This window comes from Sphingomonas sp. FG14 (genome assembly GCF_057809675.1).
This window is the reverse complement of sequence record NZ_JBMDKK010000001.1, coordinates 373,875-391,109: the sequence shown is the minus strand read 5'-3', so window position 1 is coordinate 391,109 and position 17,235 is coordinate 373,875. Positions and strand designations below refer to the sequence as shown.

Here is a 17,235-nt window from a genome sequence, read left to right as displayed (position 1 = left end):
CATGATCGCGAGGGGAAACGGCGCACGCCGCGTATGAACGATATGACATTGGAGACTTCCGCTTGACCGATATCGACGTCATGCTCGCGCAGCTTCGCGACGGCCCCGTCCATCCCGGACTGACTGCCATCGACGCGGCGGTGATGGATGAGCTTGCCGAACGCGCGCAGGCGACGCCCGCGCTCAGCGGCAAGGCGTTCGGGATGGCCGCGGCCATGGCGCTGGTCGTCGGCATCGCGGGATCGGCACTGCCTGGTGGCGAGGTGAGGGCCGCGCCGATCTCGCCGCTCGGCGCGCCGCCAATGCTTGCACCCTCGACATTGCTCGGCAACGCCCGGTGAAGGATTATCGCCGTATCGCACTGATCGCGCTGATCGCGTTCGCCGCCGCGGTCGCCGGCGTGGTGATCGGCCGCGAATATGTCGTTCCGCAACGGCCGGTCGAGAATGAATTGCATGATCTGCTGCACAGCCAGCTCGATCTGGACGCGCAGCAGCATGCACGGATCGAGGTGATCGAGAAGCATTTCGCAGTGCGCAAACAGGCGCTGGAACAGGAGCTTCGCGACGACAATGCCCGGCTGGCCGCCGCGATCGAGGCGGAGCGCGGCTACGGCCCGAAAGTCGCCGGAGCCGTCGATCAGTCACACGAGGCGATGGGCCAGCTCCAGAAGGAGACGCTCGAGCATATCTTCGCGATGCGCGGCGTACTGCGCCCCGAACAGGCCGCGAAATTCGATGCGGCGGTGGTGAAAGCCCTCACGGCCAAGGAGAGGTGACCGCCGATCTTGCCGGCTGCACGGACGGGGAACTGGCCGTGATCGCCATGGATGGCCGTCAATCCGCCTATGGCGAATTGATGCGCCGCCATCGCGACTGGGTCTACCGGCTCGTCCGCGGCCATATCGGCGATGCCGACGAAGCGCTGGACGTGACGCAGAACAGCTTCGTCGCCGCCTTTTCGGCGCTTGCCCGTTACGACGGCACGCGATCGTTCCGGGCGTGGATCGCGCGCATCGCCATCAACAAATCCCGCGACTGGGCCAGGCGTCGTGCCGTGCGCCGGCTATTCGCCTTCGCCGTGCCGATCAGCGAGACCGAGGAGATCGCCGACGGCACTGTCGCGATCGACGATTCGCTCGGCGCCGCGCAGGAACTCGATCGTGCGATGCGTGCGATCGGCACGCTGCCGGCATCGCTCAAGGAGCCCCTGATCCTGCGGACGATCGAGGATATGAGCCAGGCGGAAACCGCGCAGATCCTGGGAATCAGCGAAAAGGCCGTGGAAATGCGCGTCTATCGCGCGCGGATGAAATTGTCGGAAATATTGAGGGATTAGGGCTGGCCGCGCGTATCATCGCATAGGGGCCAACATCCACAGATCACAAGCAGGACCAATGACAGTAACGAGTATCGACCGCCGCACGCTTTTGCGGGGCGCAGCCTTTTCCGGCGGCACGGCCGCACTCTCCGCGTGGTTTCCGGCATGGGCACAGCCCGTCTCGGCCGGCATAGTCCGCCCGCTTCCCACCGTATCGGGAACCGAGATCTCGCTGCGCATCGCGCACCAGATGATCACCGTCGACGGCCGCCAGACCCATGGCATCGGCATCAACGGCACAATCCCCGCCCCGCTCGTCCGCCTGCGCGAGGGCACCAATGTCCGCCTGTCGGTCACCAACGATCTCGACGAGGACAGTTCGATCCACTGGCACGGCCTGCTCGTGCCCTTTCACATGGACGGCGTGCCCGGCGTCAGCTTTCCCGGTATCAAGCCGCGATCGACCTTCACTTATGAATTCCCCATCGTCCAGTCCGGCACCTATTGGTATCACAGCCATTCCGGGTTGCAGGAGCAGATGGGCCATTACGGCCCGATCGTCATCGATCCCGCTGGCGTCGATCCGATCCGGTCCGATCGCGAGCATGTCATCGTGCTGTCCGACCACAGCCCGCTCCACCCCCATCTGATCTTCCGCAAGCTCAAGCAGCAGGGCGGCTATTTCAACTATCAGAAACAGACGCTCGCCGGTCTGATCAAGGGCGACGATCAGCCCGCCTCCGAACGCACCGCCTGGGGCCGGATGCGGATGGACCCGACCGATATCAGCGACGTCACCGGATCGACCTATACCTATCTGGTCAACGGCCATGGCCCGCGCGACAACTGGACCGCGCTGTTTAGCCCAGGCGAGCGCGTGCGGCTCCGCTTCGTCAACGCCTCCGCGATGACGACCTTCAACGTCCGGATACCGGGGCTGAAGCTTACCATCGTCCAGGCCGATGGTCTTCCCGTTCGCCCCGTGGCCGTCAACGAGTTCCAGATCGCGATCGCCGAAACCTATGACGTCATCGTCGAACCTGACGAAGATCGCGCCTATACGCTGATCGGTGAGGCGATCGACCGTTCAGGCCTGGCGCGCGCCACGCTGGCGCCGCGCGCGGGCATGGCAACCGAAATGCCCGCGCTCAGGAAACGCCCGCTCGCCACCATGACCGATATGGGCATGGGCGGCATGAATCATGGCACGGCGTCCGCCGGCGACGACGCCTGCCCGCCCGAACATGCAGCGATGGGCCATTGCACGCCTGCGGATGCTGCAACCGGAACCGGCGGCACCGCGATGAAGCATTCGATGCGAGACATGTCGCTGGCGCCCACCGTCAAGGATACGCCGACCGTCCAGTCGATCTCGCCGATGCCGATCGACCGCACGGGCGAACCCGGCCAGGGGCTGGCCGATGTCGGCCACCGCGTGCTCGTCTATCGCGATCTGATGGCGGTGGATCGCAACCCGGACGTGCGCGCGCCCGACCGGGCGATGGAGATCCATCTGACCGGCAATATGGAACGCTATATGTGGGCGTTCGACGGCGAGAAATTGAGCGAGGTCAAGGCGCCGATCCCCTTCACCAAGGATGAACGCGTCCGCGTGACCCTGGTCAACGACACGATGATGGGCCACCCCATCCATCTTCACGGCCATTTCTTCGAACTGGTGACCGGGCATGGCGAATATGCCCCCAGGAAACACACCGTCCAGGTCCAGCCCGGCGGCAAGGTGACCTTCGACGTCACCACCGACGCGGTCGGCGACTGGGCGTTCCACTGCCATATGCTCTATCACATGCATGCGGGCATGATGCAGGTCGTGACGGTTCGGCCCCGCACGGGAGAAAGCGCATGAAGCCGCTCCTTCTGCTTTCGGCCGCCGCACTGGCGATCGCCGCGACGCCCGCCACCGCGCAGACCATGGATCACAGCGCGCACGACATGTCGGCCCATGGGGATCATGAAGCCCAGCCGGCGCCTGCCGCGCCTCCGCCGGCAACCGACCCACATGCCGGTCACAAGATGACGCCCCAACCGGCGGCGCCGGCGCCCGATCCGCACGCCGGACATGACATGTCGGCGATGCAGCCGGCCGCGGACGACGCCATGCCCGCCCATGGAACCGGCGGCACCGCGCTTCCCGCCGGCAACGCGCCCGCTCCGGCGGCTCCGGACGCCAATTATGCCGACAGCGTGTGGGGCGCCGAGGCGATGACGGAATCGCGCACGGCGCTGAGGAAAGAGCATGGCGGCGGCAGCTTCTCGCAGGTGATGATCGATCTCGCCGAATATCAGGTGCGCGGCGGCAAGGATGGCTTCCGCTGGAGCGGTGAAGCCTGGTTCGGCGGCGACATCAACCGGCTCATCGTCAAGACCGAGGGCGAAGGCGCATTCGGAGAGGGCGTGGAGGATGCCGAGGTGCAGGCGCTCTACAGCCGCGCGATCGGCCCTTATTTCAACCTCCAGGCCGGCGTCCGCCAGGATATCGGCCCCGGCCCGTCACGCACCCATGCGGCGATCGGGTTCGAAGGACTGGCCCCTTACTGGTTCGAAGTCGAAGGCGCGCTGTTCCTGTCCGACAAGGGCGACCTGTTCGCCCGGCTCGAGGGCAATTACGACCAGCGCATCACCCAGCGCCTGATCCTCCAGCCACGCGCCGAATTCGATTTCGCACTGCAGGACGTGCCGAAAAGCGGCATCGGTTCGGGCCTGAGCGATGTCGAGCTGGGCCTGAGGCTGCGTTACGAGATCGTCCGCGAATTCGCCCCCTATATCGGCGTGTCATGGGATCGCCGCGTCGGCGGCACCGCGCGTTATGCGCGGCTTGCCGGCGAGGATGTCGAGAACACAAGTTTTGTTGTCGGCGTACGAGCCTGGTTCTGAGGAGACGGAGCGAAAGATGAGCAAATCGGGTCTTCTCGCAGCCTTGCTGATGCTCGGCGCGCCCGCCGCCGCGATCGCGGCCGGAGATATCGCGATGCACCGCGATCCCGGCTGCGGCTGCTGCGAGAAATGGGCGGCCCAGGTCCGCCAGCAATTCGGCCGTCGGGTCGCCGTTATCGACGATCGGCAACGCGCGGCGTTCCAGGCCAAGCGCGGCGTGCCGCAATCGCTGTCGTCCTGCCATACCGCCATCATCGACGGCATGGTGTTCGAAGGTCATGTGCCGATCGCCGACATGAAGCGCGTGCTCAAGCAACGGCCAAAAGGCGTCATCGGCCTGGCGGTGGCCGGCATGCCGATGGGCTCACCCGGCATGGAAGTGCCCGGCGTTCGCCCGGAAGCCTATGACGTCATCGCCTTCGGCCCCGGTGGGCGGCAGGTCTATGCCCGGCACAATGACGGTGCGCGCCGCTGAGGCATTTTCCAGTCATTGCCGCGTGCGCTGGAAACCAGCTTCTTCTTTCTGATGCTTCACGGAATAGCTGGATTCCCGCGTGCGCGGGAATGACAGGGGCAGGACTTACCTTTTGCACCCCGCAATTTGTCGAATCGAGCTCGACTTGTATAGACAGGCGATGAAGAGCGTCGAGCCAACGTCCGTTTCGTCCATCACCGGGTCTGACGGCGCAGCGTCATCCCCCCGTTACGCCGCGATCAAGCACGCGATCACCGCCGCGATCAGCAGCGGGTCGCTGAAGCCCGGTGATCGCGTCGCTTCGGAAGCCGAGCTGGTCGCGCAATTCGGCGTATCACGGATGACCGCAAATCGTGCACTGCGCGAATTGCAGGCAGCCGGCCTGCTGGTGCGGCGCGCCGGCATCGGATCCTTCGTCGCCGAACCCCGGCCGATCGGGCATATGATCGAGATCCGCAACATCGCCGACGAGATCCGCGCACGCGGCCACGACTATCGCGCCCGGGTAATCCGGAACGAGGCGGAACGGGCGACACCGGAAACCGCGGCTTTGCTCGGCGTGCCGGTCGGGACGCGCATCTTCCATTCGACCATCGTTCATCATGAAGCCGAATTCCCGATCCAGCTCGAGGAACGCCTGGTCCTGGCGTCGGTCGCGCCCGGCTATGCCGAAATGGACTTCACGCGGACGACTCCGAACGAATATCTGACCCGGGTCGCCCCGCTCGAACGCGTCGCGCATCGCGTGCAGGCGACGATGCCCGATCTGAGGACCCGCGGCCTGCTGGGGATGAACGAAGGCGAGCCCGTGCTTGTGCTGACGCGCCAGACCTGGAGCCGCGGGCGCCTCGCCTCCCATGCCTGGCTCACCCATCCCGGCGGCCGCTTCGAACTGTCCGCATCCTTCGAGGTTCCGAACGAGGTTCCGAACGGATAACCTGCTATCCCGCCGCTGCCGGTTTCGCGCGCGGCTTGCGCCGACGCAGCCAGCGGAAATCGGTGCGGGTGAAGCTTTTGAACAGCAGATAGAAACCCGTGCCCGACAGCCAGAGCGTGCCGAAGGCGACGAAGATGATCAGCGGGTGATTGAAGCTTTTCCGCCCGACATAGTCCATATTATGGAGCATCCAGAAGAAATCCCAGGTCCGCCACGTATCGCCCCGCATCACCAGGAAACGGCCAGTATCCATGGACACATAGGCGCTGCTGTTGGCTGCGTCGGCGAAATTGACCCGCCACATCGGCCCGGCATGATCGCGCGCCTCCAGATTGGGTTTCGCCAGCGCCTCGACATTGCGGACGGGGGCATCGTTCATCATCGTGGCGATCGTTCGGGCAAGGCGGGCGTCGATCCTGACCGGCTTGCCGTCGATAGCATCGGCCAGCCGGATGCCGCCGGCCGTGTGCAGTTCATAGACCGGCCGGCCCGCAAGATCGCGCAGCGAGATGCCGGACACCGCGCCGACACCCGCGATTCTGGCCGGTGCGATGAAGGCGGTATCGGCGGGCAGCGGGTGGACATGCGCCATCGCCATGTCGTGACCGCCGACCGCGTCCTTGTCGAGCAGCGCCATCACCGCGCCGCTCAACGCCCACAGGCAGAATTGCAGCCCCAGGATCAGCCCCACCCATTTGTGGACGCGGCGAAAGAACAGGGGAGAGAAGCGAATGCGTTTCATGCCGCGACCTTCTTCTTTTTCCGGCGACCCGAGAACGACCAGAGCAGCAGCCAGGCGCCGCTCAGCGCCATTGCGAACGCGCTCCAGGTTGCGACCCGAAGGAGCGGATTGTTGACGTCGGTGCGATCCCGATAGTCCATGATGTGGAGCATCCAGGCGAAATCGAAGACACGCCACAGCATGTGCCGGCGCGAGATGAGTTCACCCGTCTCCGGTCGCAGATACAGGGTCGGCCGGTTCCAGCCGGCGAACTCGACCTGCCAATAAGGCGGCTTGCGGGCCTGCATTTCGCGTGGCGCCTCGGTCAGGAGCTTGACCGAGACGATCTCGCCGTTGCCGGTATAGATCCGCCGCGCCTGTTCGCGGATCGCCTGTTCGTCGGGCGGCGCCAGCCGTGCGCCATTGCCCGCATCGTAGAGCACCGGCCCTTCCGGCGTCTGCGCACGCCAGACGGTTCGATCGAGCCATTGCTGCAAACGGACTTCCGATGTCCCGGGCACTGCCGCCGCAACCTGCGAGGGCGGCACCAGCGCGGCCAGATCATAGGTGCGGGCAGCGGGCGCCCGCACCAGGTGATCGCCATGGATCGTATCGATATGGACGACGACCATGTAGAAGCCGGTCAAGGTCCACAAAACGACCTGGATGCCGACGAACAGGGCGATCCATTTGTGCGTGCGCCGTACAACCAGCGGCCAGCGAATTTTTGCCACGATGCCCGTCCCGTTCAGAACGCGGTCCGGAAACCGACATAGAACCGGCGCCCGAGCAGATCATAGGTCATGGTGTCGGTGTTCGCATCGGTGAAGCTCTTGATATAGGGCGCCTTCCTGTCGAACAGATTGTCCGCACCGATCTGGAAGCGCGTCTTCCCGTCGATTTCGAAGGCAAGCTGGAGATTGTGATAGAAGACGTTCGGCGTCCTGTAGCCGATATCCGTGCGTGCCGCATTGAAGTCGGTCGCCTTGCCGATCCACTGGGTCGACCAGGTCGCGCTGATGCCGCCCTTCTCCACAGTGAGCACGCCATAGCCGCGCCATTTCGGATAGCCGCCATTGCCGCCGCCGATATGCCCGTCGAAATCGATCGGCGTTCCGCCCACGAAGGGCAGGACCACATATTTCCGGAGCCATGTCGCGTTGAGATCGAGCGAAACCGCGACATCGCCGATCATGTGGCTGTAGACGAGGCCGAGATCGAGCCCGCTCATCCGCTCGCGACCGGTGTTGATCGGCTGAGCGGACAGATAGGTGACTTCGCCGGTCAGCGGGCTGCGCGTGAAATCGTCGCAGAATTCGCTCGAGAGATTGGCGCTGGCATAGCAGACCGCGAGCTTGGTCGAGCCCGGGATCGCGCGGATCGCATCCTTGATGTCGATATCGAACCAGTCGGCGGTCAGCGACAGGCCCGGCACGAGATTCTTCGGCTGGATCACCGTACCGATCGTCCAGGTGGTCGAGCTTTCGGGCTTCAGATTCTGGTTGCCGCCGGCGGTGGTCAGGATCGTCGTGCCAAGCTGGACATAATTGGCCGGAACGCCGGACGCCTGGCAATTCGCGATCAAGGTCGCATTGCCGCTCGTCGAATAACGGCTGCACGGATCGGTCGTCGTCAGATTGCCTTCGGATACGCCGCCGAACAGTTCGGGCACGTTGGGAATGCGGAAACCCGTGCCATAGGTGCCGCGCAGGCGGAAGCCGTCATCGATCACCCAGTCCGCGCTCAGCTTGTAGTTCCAGTCGCCGCCGAACAGGTCGTAGTTCGAATAGCGCACTGCACCGTCCAGGGTCAGCGCCTTGAAGAAGGGCTGGTTGGCGAGTACCGGCACCGACAATTCAAGATACGCCTCCTTGGCGGTGCTCGAGCCCGAGATCGGATCCTGCTGGTTGGTGTTGGCGACGCCGAGCACGGTCAGCGGATCGGGATCGCGCCAGCCCTTTTCCTTGCGATAGACCGCGCCGGTCGCGAACGAGACAGCGCCGGCCGGAAGGTCGAACAGGCTGCCCGTCAGGTCGGCGGTGACGGTGGCAAGCTCGTTGCCGCCACGATCCCGCGAGGTGAACAGGATATAGTCGAGCACCTGCGGCGTCAGGTCGCCAAAGCCGAGATAGTCGCCGCACGGGATCGCGGCGCCGGCGGCCAGACTGCATTTGCCGGTATCGAGCGTGTTGGCGACGCGTTCAAGATTCGCGATATTGGTGGAACCATCGACCGCGGTGTTGCGGCCGAAACTTCCCGCGACTTCCCAGGTCCAGTCGTTGGAGAATTTGCCGCGCAAGCCGAGCGTACCCTGCCAGGTATCGGTTTCCTGGAAGAACTGGCGCGGACCGGGTTCGGCGAGCCGGCGCTGGATCAGGACGATATTCTGCCCCGTCGGATTGGTGGGATTGCTTGCCGCGATCGAGAGATTGCGCAGCGTCCCCGGCGTCGCGATCTGGTTGGACTTGCGGACGGTGTAGAGGAATTCGCCGAACGCCTCGATGCCGTCGGTCAGGTCGTAATCCGCGAAGAATGCGGTGCTGACGCGTTCGATCGGGCTGACCGCATTGAGGAACGGCGCCGAATTGAAATTGTGCTTGGCGGCGCCGTAGGGCTCGTAGAAATTGCCGTTGCCACCCGGCACCTGATTGAAATTGATCTGCTGGCCATTGGGCAACACCGCACGGCCGCCAACGGTGGAGGCGCTGTTCACGCATGCGAGCTTGCCCGGCGTCGTTTCTGCCAGCGAACAGGGCGCACGGCTGGCCATGTTGACGGCGCTCGTCTTCTGATAGGTGACTGCCGCCATGAAACCGCCGCGATCGTTGCGGATGCCCCAGATCAGATCGGCGGTGAAGTCCGAACCATCGCCGCGCTCGCTGATGCCGTAGCGCGCATTGATGCCCAGCCCTTCATAATCGGTTCGCGTCACCAGATTGACGACACCAGCCATCGCGTCCGCGCCGTAGATGGCGGATGCGCCGTCCTTGAGAACATCGCTACGCGAAAGCGCCACGACCGGAATCATGTTGAGATCGGGCGACGAGTTGGCACCGGTGCCGCCCGCGACGAGACGGCGGCCATTGAGCAGCACCAGCGTGCGCTTGATGCCGAGGCCGCGCAGATTGACCTGCGCCGTGCCATAACCATTGCCCGTCCAATAGGCGGACGTCTGGTTGCCTGCGGAACCGGCATTGGCGGGAAGCCGCTGCAGCACCGTCTCGATATTGGTGAGGCCGGTATTCTCGATCTGCTCTGCCGAGACGACGGTGGCGGGACCGACCCCGGCAAGGTCCGGGCGGCGGATGCGCGATCCGGTCACGACGATGTCGCTGACCTGCGCCGGCTCGCCCTCCGCGTTCACGGCCTGGCTCGACTGCGCGGTCGCAGCCGTCGACATGCCGACGATCGATGCCGCTCCGATCAGCAGCGCCGTTCTCATCCTCATGACAATACCCCCTGTTTCCTGTTGTGATTTCCAGCAGAGAGCATTGGTTGTATATACAGGTCAATACATATTCTTTGTTTTAATTCAAATAGTTATATTCAAACCAGAAGGTCGCAGCCGGTAACATCAATACGCAGGCAAAGCCGCTACCCCTCAATTTCGGCCGAAATTTCCGTATCGGAGGAAAAACGGGTGCGCGCCGGTCGGTCCCCGCCCCGAAAAGGGACGTGGCCGAAGGCGCGCCACGTGCATCGAACGACTCGGAATCAGTGCTGCCAGGGCGTGAGAATTGACGCCCCGGGAAGCGGATTCAGCGGAGTCGGGTCATCCTTGCGAAGGCAAAGCTCCGAGAAAACCCAATGGCACTGCGCTAACAGGCGTGCGCAGCATCACTCGCAATGACGGATTGCCCAGGGCCTAACTTGCCGCGTCGAGCGCCTGCGCGAGATCCTCGAGAATATCGTCGATATGCTCGAGCCCGATCGACAGCCGCACATAGCCGGGCGAAACTCCGGTCGCGACCTGGTCTTCAGCCGAGAGCTGCGAATGCGTGGTCGATGCCGGATGAATCGCCAGGCTGCGCGCATCGCCGATATTGGCGACATGATAGAAGAGCTTGAGCGCGTCGATGAACTTGCGCCCCGCTTCGACGCCGCCTGCCAGTTCGAAACCAAGCAACGCGCCCAGCCCGCCGGTCAGATAACGGTCCGCCCGCGCCCGCTGCTCGCCGGTCTGGCGCGAGGGATGGATCACCCGCGTGACGTCGCTGCGCCCGGCGAGATACTCGACGACCTTGAGCGCGTTCTCGCAATGGCGCGGCATGCGCAGCGCCAGCGTCTCGATACCCTGGATCAACTGGAAGGCGTTGAAGGGCGACAGGGCCGAACCGAGATCGCGCAGCAGCACGGTGCGGGCGCGCAGGATATAGGCGATCGGGCCGAGCGGCTTGGCCGCCTGCGCCCAGACGGCGCCGTGATAGCTGGGATCGGGGGTGTTGAGCAGCGGCTGGCGATCGGGGAAGGCTTCCCAGTCGAAATTGCCGCCATCGACGATCATGCCGCCGATCGAGGTGCCATGGCCGCCGATATATTTGGTGGTGGAGTAGACGACGATGGCCGCGCCATGATCGAGCGGCCGGGCAAGCAATGGCGCGGCGGTGTTGTCGACGATCAGCGGAATGCCGAGCGGCCGGCCGATGGCGGCGATCTCCGCGATCGGGCAGACCACCAGCTTGGGATTGGGCAGGGTCTCGACATAATAAGCGCGCGTGCGATCATCGGTGGCGCGCGCAAAAGCTTCGGGATCGGCGGGATCGACGAAGCGGACCTCTATCCCCATGTCGCGCAGCGTGTTGGCGAAGAGATTGTAGGTGCCGCCATAGAGGTCTGTACCGCTGACGATATTGTCCCCGGCGCGCGCCAGATTCTGGATGGAATAGGCCGAAGCCGCCTGACCCGACGAAACCGCCAGCGCCGCGGCACCACCCTCCAGCGCCGCGATGCGCTGCTCAAGGATATCGATCGTCGGATTGCCGATGCGGGTGTAGATATTGCCGAGTTCCTTGAGCGCGAACAGGTTGGCGGCATGCTCCGCGCTCTGGAACTGATAGGATGTCGTCTGGAAGATCGGCGGCGCCACCGCGCCCGTCGTCGGATCAGCGCGCCAGCCCGCGTGCAAGGCCAGTGTTTCGGCGCGATACTTCCCTCCAGCCACAATCCATTCTCCTGCTGATCGATCGAAGCATCGGGTTAGCCCGAGACGATCAGCAGCGCCAGAGGGGCCGCCGGCACCACAATCGAAGCCGAGCGTTCTATCTGCCGCCGACCGCGCCGTTGGTGCCGATGATCGCATTGCGCAACCGTCGGCTTTGACAGCCGAAAATCACGTTGATATCAACTTTTATCAAGACAAACCTCAGGAGCGGATGATGCCGGCAGAAGATTCCCTCACCCCGGCGCGGGCGCTGGCCGCACGCAACACCGCGCAATTTCCCAACGAAAGCGCCGAATATCGGGCGGCGCGCAATGCATTGCTGGCGGAGGAGATCGAACTGCGCCGCCATATCGAGCGCGTCGCCGAACAGCGTCGCCAGCTGCCGGCCGGCGGCGAGGTGACCAGGGATTATCGCTTCGTGGGCGAGGACGGATCGGTGACGCTGCGCGACCTGTTCGGAAACAGGGATAGCCTCGTCATCTACAGCTATATGTTCGGTCCGCAGCGCGAGCGCCCCTGCCCCATGTGCACGTCGTTCATGGCATCGCTGGAGGGCAAGGTGCCCGATATCGAGCAACGCGTCGCGCTGGCGATGGTCGCGCGATCGCCGATCGAACGGCTGGTGGCGGCCAAGCGGGAACGCGGCTGGAACCAACTCAAAGTCTATTCGGACGGCGATGGCGATTTCACGCGCGCCTATGTGAGCGCGGAGGATGCCGACATGCCCGGCTATACCGTCTTCACGCGGCGCGACGGCACGATCCGCCATTTCTGGAGCGGCGAGATCGGCGGCGACATGGCCGATCCGGGGCAGGATCCGCGTGGCGCCCCCGATCTCGATCCGCTCTGGACCTTGCTCGACACCACGCCGGAGGGGCGCGGCGGCGACTGGTATCCGAAACTCGACTATGACTGATCCGCAGCGGATCGACCGCGCATCCCGCATCATCCACGCGACGCCCGAGGCGATCTGGCTGGCGTTTGTCGATCCGGAGGCGCTGGCGGTTTGGCGGCCGCCCGCGGGCATGACCGGCCGGTTCGATAGCTTCGACGCGCGCGAGGGCGGCAGCTATCGCATGACGCTGACCTACGACGATGCCGGATCGGCGCATGGCAAGAGTTCGAATGATACCGACATTGTCGATGGGCGCTTCGCCGAGCTGGTGCCGGGCCGGCGCATCGTCGAACTGGTCGATTTCCAATCGGACGATCCCGCTTTCGCCGGCACGATGAAGATCACCACCAGCCTGACGCCGGTGCCGGGCGGCACCGAAGTCGCGATCGCCTGCGAGAATGTGCCGGGCGGGATCAGCCCCAAGGATCACCAGGCAGGCATGAACTCCACGCTCGCCAACCTGGCCGCCTATATCGAATGAAGCGGCGCATCGATCGCTGAAGCCGCGCGTGCGCGCCGGAGCACCGAGGATGCTTCCTCCTCATGATCCTGGGTCTCGCCGAAATGATCCTCGACGGTGCGGCCGTCATCGCGTCGCGCGTCGCGGAACAGGAAACCGATGATCTCGTGGATCCAGACGCGCCTGCCCATCCGGTAATACCAGCGGATCGCGTGGCGGATCCTGGGATCGGGGTTCCAGACCCAACGGCGCAATGAACGCGGGCGGAGCTGGGCGATCGCCTCAATCGCCTTCACCCACAGGAACAGACGCCATGGCGGCATCCGTTCCATCGCGAGCACCTGATGCTTGTAATCCCAGCGGGTACGGTCGGGCTGGACGACGCGGCGGTCCTTCGCCTCGCGATAATAGGGCGTCCAGCGATGCGGCGTCACGTACAGCGCCTGGATCTGGTCCGGATCATAGGAAATCAACTGACGCAGCCCGCGCCACAGATCGGCATCGCCCTGATCGCTGAACCCGGCGACCCAGGTCGCCATCGACAGAATATTGTGTCGGCGGAGCAGCCGGATCGCCTCACGATCGGCGGTGGTGGTGCCGCCTTTCCGGATCAGCTTCAGCGTCGCTTCGTCGGTATTCTCCATGCCGAGAAGGAACCGCTCGAACCCAGCCTGCTTGTAGAGATGCAGGATATCGGCATCGCGGACGATATCGTCGGCGCGGGTGGAACCGACCAATGTCACGCAGACATTCTCGGCGATCAGCGCCTCGAGAAAGGCCCGCCAGGCCTTGCGCCCGGCGCTGGGATTCTCGTCTGCGAAGTTGAAGACCTCCACGCCGTGGACGCGGTGCAGATATGCGATCTCGACCGCCAGCTTCACCGGATCGCGATGGCGCCAGCGCGTCCAGAATCCGCGCTGGCCGCAATAGGTGCACAGATGCGGGCAACCGCGCGAGAACTGGATGACGACGGCGCGCTTCCCGCCCCAATAGCTGTAGCGCGCATGATCGATCAGTTCCCAGCCGACCCGATAGGCGTCGAGATCGGCGATCACGGGCGCGGCCGGGGTCGCGACGGGCACGCCGTCGCGGCGGAAGGCGATGCCGGGAATATCGTCCAGCGGCGCGCCACGGTCGAGCGCGCGCATCAGCCGGCGCGCGGTCTCCTCCCCCTCACCCCGCACGACCGCATGGACATGGGGCTCGTCGCGCAACACCTCTCGCCAGAAATAGGTCGGGTGGACGCCGCCATAGACGATGCGCGCGGCGGGCAATGCCCGCGCCACCATCGCCGCGACGCGCGCGATGACGGGGTGGCCCGATGAAGAGCCCGAATGGCCGAACAGCACGGCATCGGGCGCGAGCCGCGTCACCGCCCTTGCCAGGTCCGCGATCGGCATGGGGCCGAACTCACCGTCGATCAGCGTCACGCAATGGCCGTCGTCGATAAGCGGCCCGCCCACGCTCAGCAGCCCGAGAGGCGGGAGTTGTTCGCGCGGGATGCGGCTGCCGATCGCGGGATGGGGTACATTGACCAGCACGATACGCATTGCCGACCTCCCTGAGCCGCGACGCGACGGGAATGGCAGGCTCAGGTCGAGCGGTGATGTGCGGGATGTGGAAAGATCGTGCAGACGTGCTGGGAGCCTTGCCATCCGTTCGGGCTGAGCCTGTCGAAGCCCTCGTCCTTTCTCTTTGCAGCAGCGCCGAAGAAGGACAGGGCTTCGACAGGCTCAGCCCGAACGGATTTTTTGGGCCGCAAGCATATCAATCCTGCCCCTTCGCCCCGATCAGTTCGTCGAGCATGAATTCCCCGCCTTCGCGATACAGGTCGGTCAGCGTCTCGAAGGTCAGGTACATGTCGTGCGTCTCGTTGGGGATGACGCGTTCGACCATCTTCACGTCCGGCCGTTTGGCGCGAAGCAGGTCGGCCAGCACCATCGACTGGTTGAAATCGACATTCCGGTCGTCGTCGCCCGCGGCGATATAGACGGGTGAGGTCCATTTACCGGCATGCGCCATTGGCGAATGCGGATATCCGCCCTTCAGGAAATCATGCACGCCCGCCATGTCGAACCCGACCGCGAACACATCCGAATTGCGCGCCAGTGCCTGCGCGGTCAGATAACCGCCCCACGACAGGCCATAGATGCCGATCCTGCCCACTTTCAGATCGGCCCGCGACTTCAGATAGTTCGCGCCGCCCAGCACATCCTTATATTCGCTGGCGCCGGCATCGCCCCAGCCGGGCGCGTTGCGGAAGGCGTGGCCGCGCATGATGCTGCTGCGATATTCGACCGAGAGCACCGCGCAACCGCGATCCGCGAAATACTGGTTCATCTCGTACAGGTTCGAATAGGCGTCGATATAATGATAGCCGAGCAGCATCTGCCGCCGGATGCCGCCATGGACATAGACGACGCCGCAGCCGCGCGGTTTGCGCGGCACGAAAAGCTGGCCATAGGCCATCTCGCCATCGGTGCCCGGAAAACTCACCGCCTGCGGTTCGACCATCGCTTTCGCAGGATAGTCGGCCGGAATGGCGGGCAGCGCCTCCGCCGCGCTGCGGCCGTCGCCGTCGCCGTCGCGGATCGTCACGCGCGGCGGATCGGCCCAGCCGGCATGGATATAGGCCAGCCGCCCGTCCGCAAGCGGCGTCGCGCCCCATTGGCTTGCGTTGCCTGTCGTCAGTTGGCGGGGAGCGCCACCGTCCAGCGCGACCGATGACAAATGCCGCCGGTCGAGATCGCCGATATTGTGGCTGTAGACCAGGCTGCGACCGTCATGGGACAGTGCGGCGGATTCGACCTCTCCGTCCCCCGCCGTCAGCAGCACGGCATCGCCGCCGCGTTCGGGGACCGCGTAAAGATGGCGCCAGCCGTCGCGTTCCCAGACAAAGCCGATCCGGCCGCTGCGCGACCAGAAAAGCTGGTCGGCGCGAACGCCCGTATTGGTCGCGTCCTGGGTCAGCCCGTAAAAGGCCGAGCCCATGCCGGGCTGCGCCTGCCACAGCCGGCGCGGCGCCAGATCTTCCCCGCCGGCATCGCCGCTGCTGCTCCAGATCGACCAGGGTTCGGCCGAAACATAAGGCCCTTCATAGCCGATGCCGAGAAAGGTCGGCTGCTTGCCCACCACGCGGCGAAAGGCGACATTTGCGCCATCGGGCGACCAGACCGGACCGGCATCGACCGCATCGGCGGGTTTCGTCACGGTCCGCCGGTCGAGCGTGGTCAGGTCGAACAATTCGATATGGCCGGCACGCTCGAAGACCAGTCGCCGGCCATCGGGAGAGAAACGCGGATTGGCGACCGTACCGGACAACAGCAACTCACCCGTCCCGAGAGCCCCCGTCAACGGCGTGCTTACCAGCCCGCGTTCGGCACTCCAGACGATGCGTGTGTCGTCGGGAGAGATTTGCGGATCCTCACCCGTTCCCAGAAGCTCGGGCGATGCCCCGCCATCGGTGCGGACACGCCAGATCTGGCGCGACGGTGCTTGCGTCGTCGATCGGGGATTGGGCACCTCTCCCTTGTTGTTGACCGGACCGCCGCGCACATAGACGAGCACCCTGCCGTCGCGACTGAGCGCGACGTCGGACAATTCCTGCCCGTCATCGTCGGGATAGACCGCAACCGCGCGTGCGGGTTCGCCGAGACGCTTGAAATAGATCGCGCGCTTGCGGCCTTCGCGCGCGACATAGGCGATCGAGCGCCCATCGCCCGAGGCTTGGGGCTGATAGACCAGCGGCGCGCCCAGCACCGCTTCGATCGCGAAGCTGCCGGGATAACGGGCCGGCGTGGAAGCGGGAGGTTCCGCACCGGGCCGTGCGATGGTCAGCCGGGCCTCGGCCCGCCCTGCCGCCTTGCGCGTGAAGGAGATCTGTCGCCCATCCGCTGACCAGCGCGGATCCAGGTCGCGCGCAAAGGCCGGCTCCAGATACGCGATGCGACGGCTGCCGAAATCGAAGGTCGCGATATAGCTCCATTCGGTCTGGCGTGCCGAAACATAGCCGCCAGTGACGTGGCCGCCGCGCGGATTCTCGAACGCCACCGCCATGCCGTCCGGCGAAAAGACGGGATTGCGCACGCCGCCCCGGATGGTGAAGGCGATCTTGGGCGCGCTCCATCCGCCATTTTGGACATCGCGCTCGACCAGCCACAGGCCATTGCGCTCCTCGTTGAGCCAGACCGCGCGGTCTCCGCCCGGCGAGCGCAGCGCGCGCGCCGGCACCGCGGTGACGGCGGCACCTCGATCGCCCGGTGCGGCCTGGGCGGCGGCCGGCGCGAACAGCAGCGCCATCGCTCCGGCCCGAACAAAGCTCTTACGCATAAAACCCCCCGCCCCGCCATTTCACCCGATTAGGCCCGAGAG

The 17,235-nt window shown here is 64.9% G+C and carries 15 protein-coding genes; 9 read left to right on the top strand and 6 right to left on the bottom strand.

Going from position 1 to position 17,235, the window contains the following annotated elements; translation table 11 throughout:
- Positions 1 to 62: 62 nt before the first annotated feature.
- From ACODTA_RS01850 to hutC, 7 genes are all read left to right on the top strand, one after another.
- The gene (locus ACODTA_RS01850) at positions 63 to 341 is read left to right on the top strand and encodes a hypothetical protein (RefSeq protein ID WP_489064104.1); all 279 of its coding nucleotides are present in this window, start codon (positions 63 to 65) and stop codon (positions 339 to 341) included.
- Positions 338 to 778, top strand: a complete 441-nt coding sequence (locus ACODTA_RS01845; RefSeq protein WP_489064103.1) for a periplasmic heavy metal sensor — start codon at positions 338 to 340, stop codon at positions 776 to 778. Before ACODTA_RS01850 ends, ACODTA_RS01845 begins: the two co-directional genes overlap by 4 nt.
- Complete coding sequence (locus tag ACODTA_RS01840) at positions 775 to 1,338, top strand: RNA polymerase sigma factor (protein WP_489064102.1); 564 nt, start codon at positions 775 to 777, stop codon at positions 1,336 to 1,338. Before ACODTA_RS01845 ends, ACODTA_RS01840 begins: the two co-directional genes overlap by 4 nt.
- 58 nt (positions 1,339 to 1,396) lie before the next feature.
- Positions 1,397 to 3,187 carry a copper resistance system multicopper oxidase gene (locus ACODTA_RS01835; RefSeq protein ID WP_489064101.1) on the top strand — a complete coding sequence of 597 codons (1,791 nt, stop codon included), beginning with the start codon at positions 1,397 to 1,399 and terminating at the stop codon, positions 3,185 to 3,187.
- On the top strand, positions 3,184 to 4,215 hold the full coding sequence (locus ACODTA_RS01830; protein WP_489064100.1) for a copper resistance protein B: 1,032 nt from the start codon (positions 3,184 to 3,186) through the stop codon (positions 4,213 to 4,215). Before ACODTA_RS01835 ends, ACODTA_RS01830 begins: the two co-directional genes overlap by 4 nt.
- 16 nt (positions 4,216 to 4,231) lie before the next feature.
- Positions 4,232 to 4,690 (top strand): DUF411 domain-containing protein, encoded by a 459-nt coding sequence (locus ACODTA_RS01825; RefSeq protein ID WP_489064099.1) that lies wholly within the window; start codon positions 4,232 to 4,234, stop codon positions 4,688 to 4,690.
- 160 nt (positions 4,691 to 4,850) lie between these two features.
- The gene (gene hutC, locus ACODTA_RS01820; protein WP_489064098.1) at positions 4,851 to 5,627 is read left to right on the top strand and encodes a histidine utilization transcriptional repressor HutC; all 777 of its coding nucleotides are present in this window, start codon (positions 4,851 to 4,853) and stop codon (positions 5,625 to 5,627) included.
- Positions 5,628 to 5,631: 4 nt separating this feature from the next.
- Here hutC and ACODTA_RS01815 read toward each other — a convergent pair whose 3' ends face one another.
- The 4 genes from ACODTA_RS01815 to ACODTA_RS01800 form a co-directional block, all read right to left on the bottom strand.
- Complete coding sequence (locus ACODTA_RS01815; RefSeq protein ID WP_489064097.1) at positions 5,632 to 6,369, bottom strand: PepSY domain-containing protein; 738 nt, start codon at positions 6,367 to 6,369, stop codon at positions 5,632 to 5,634.
- Positions 6,366 to 7,082: a hypothetical protein gene (locus tag ACODTA_RS01810; RefSeq protein WP_489064096.1), complete on the bottom strand. Its 717-nt coding sequence runs from the start codon at positions 7,080 to 7,082 to the stop codon at positions 6,366 to 6,368. Before ACODTA_RS01810 ends, ACODTA_RS01815 begins: the two co-directional genes overlap by 4 nt.
- A 14-nt stretch (positions 7,083 to 7,096) precedes the next feature.
- Positions 7,097 to 9,796, bottom strand: a complete 2,700-nt coding sequence (locus ACODTA_RS01805) for a TonB-dependent receptor domain-containing protein (RefSeq protein WP_489064095.1) — start codon at positions 9,794 to 9,796, stop codon at positions 7,097 to 7,099.
- Positions 9,797 to 10,213: 417 nt separating this feature from the next.
- A complete protein-coding gene (locus ACODTA_RS01800) occupies positions 10,214 to 11,509 on the bottom strand; it encodes an O-acetylhomoserine aminocarboxypropyltransferase/cysteine synthase family protein (RefSeq protein WP_489064094.1) in 1,296 nt (431 codons plus the stop codon).
- Between the two features lie 214 nt (positions 11,510 to 11,723).
- Here ACODTA_RS01800 and ACODTA_RS01795 point away from each other — a divergent pair, with 214 nt between their 5' ends.
- Both ACODTA_RS01795 and ACODTA_RS01790 read left to right on the top strand, forming a co-directional pair.
- Complete coding sequence (locus ACODTA_RS01795) at positions 11,724 to 12,425, top strand: DUF899 family protein (RefSeq protein WP_489064093.1); 702 nt, start codon at positions 11,724 to 11,726, stop codon at positions 12,423 to 12,425.
- Positions 12,418 to 12,885, top strand: a complete 468-nt coding sequence (locus ACODTA_RS01790; RefSeq protein ID WP_489064092.1) for an SRPBCC family protein — start codon at positions 12,418 to 12,420, stop codon at positions 12,883 to 12,885. Before ACODTA_RS01795 ends, ACODTA_RS01790 begins: the two co-directional genes overlap by 8 nt.
- Here ACODTA_RS01790 and bchE read toward each other — a convergent pair.
- Positions 12,873 to 14,414 carry a magnesium-protoporphyrin IX monomethyl ester anaerobic oxidative cyclase gene (bchE, locus tag ACODTA_RS01785; protein WP_489064091.1) on the bottom strand — a complete coding sequence of 514 codons (1,542 nt, stop codon included), beginning with the start codon at positions 14,412 to 14,414 and terminating at the stop codon, positions 12,873 to 12,875. The genes ACODTA_RS01790 and bchE overlap by 13 nt on opposite strands.
- A gap of 217 nt (positions 14,415 to 14,631) precedes the next feature.
- Positions 14,632 to 17,193 carry a S9 family peptidase gene (locus tag ACODTA_RS01780; RefSeq protein ID WP_489064090.1) on the bottom strand — a complete coding sequence of 854 codons (2,562 nt, stop codon included), beginning with the start codon at positions 17,191 to 17,193 and terminating at the stop codon, positions 14,632 to 14,634.
- Positions 17,194 to 17,235: the final 42 nt, after the last annotated feature.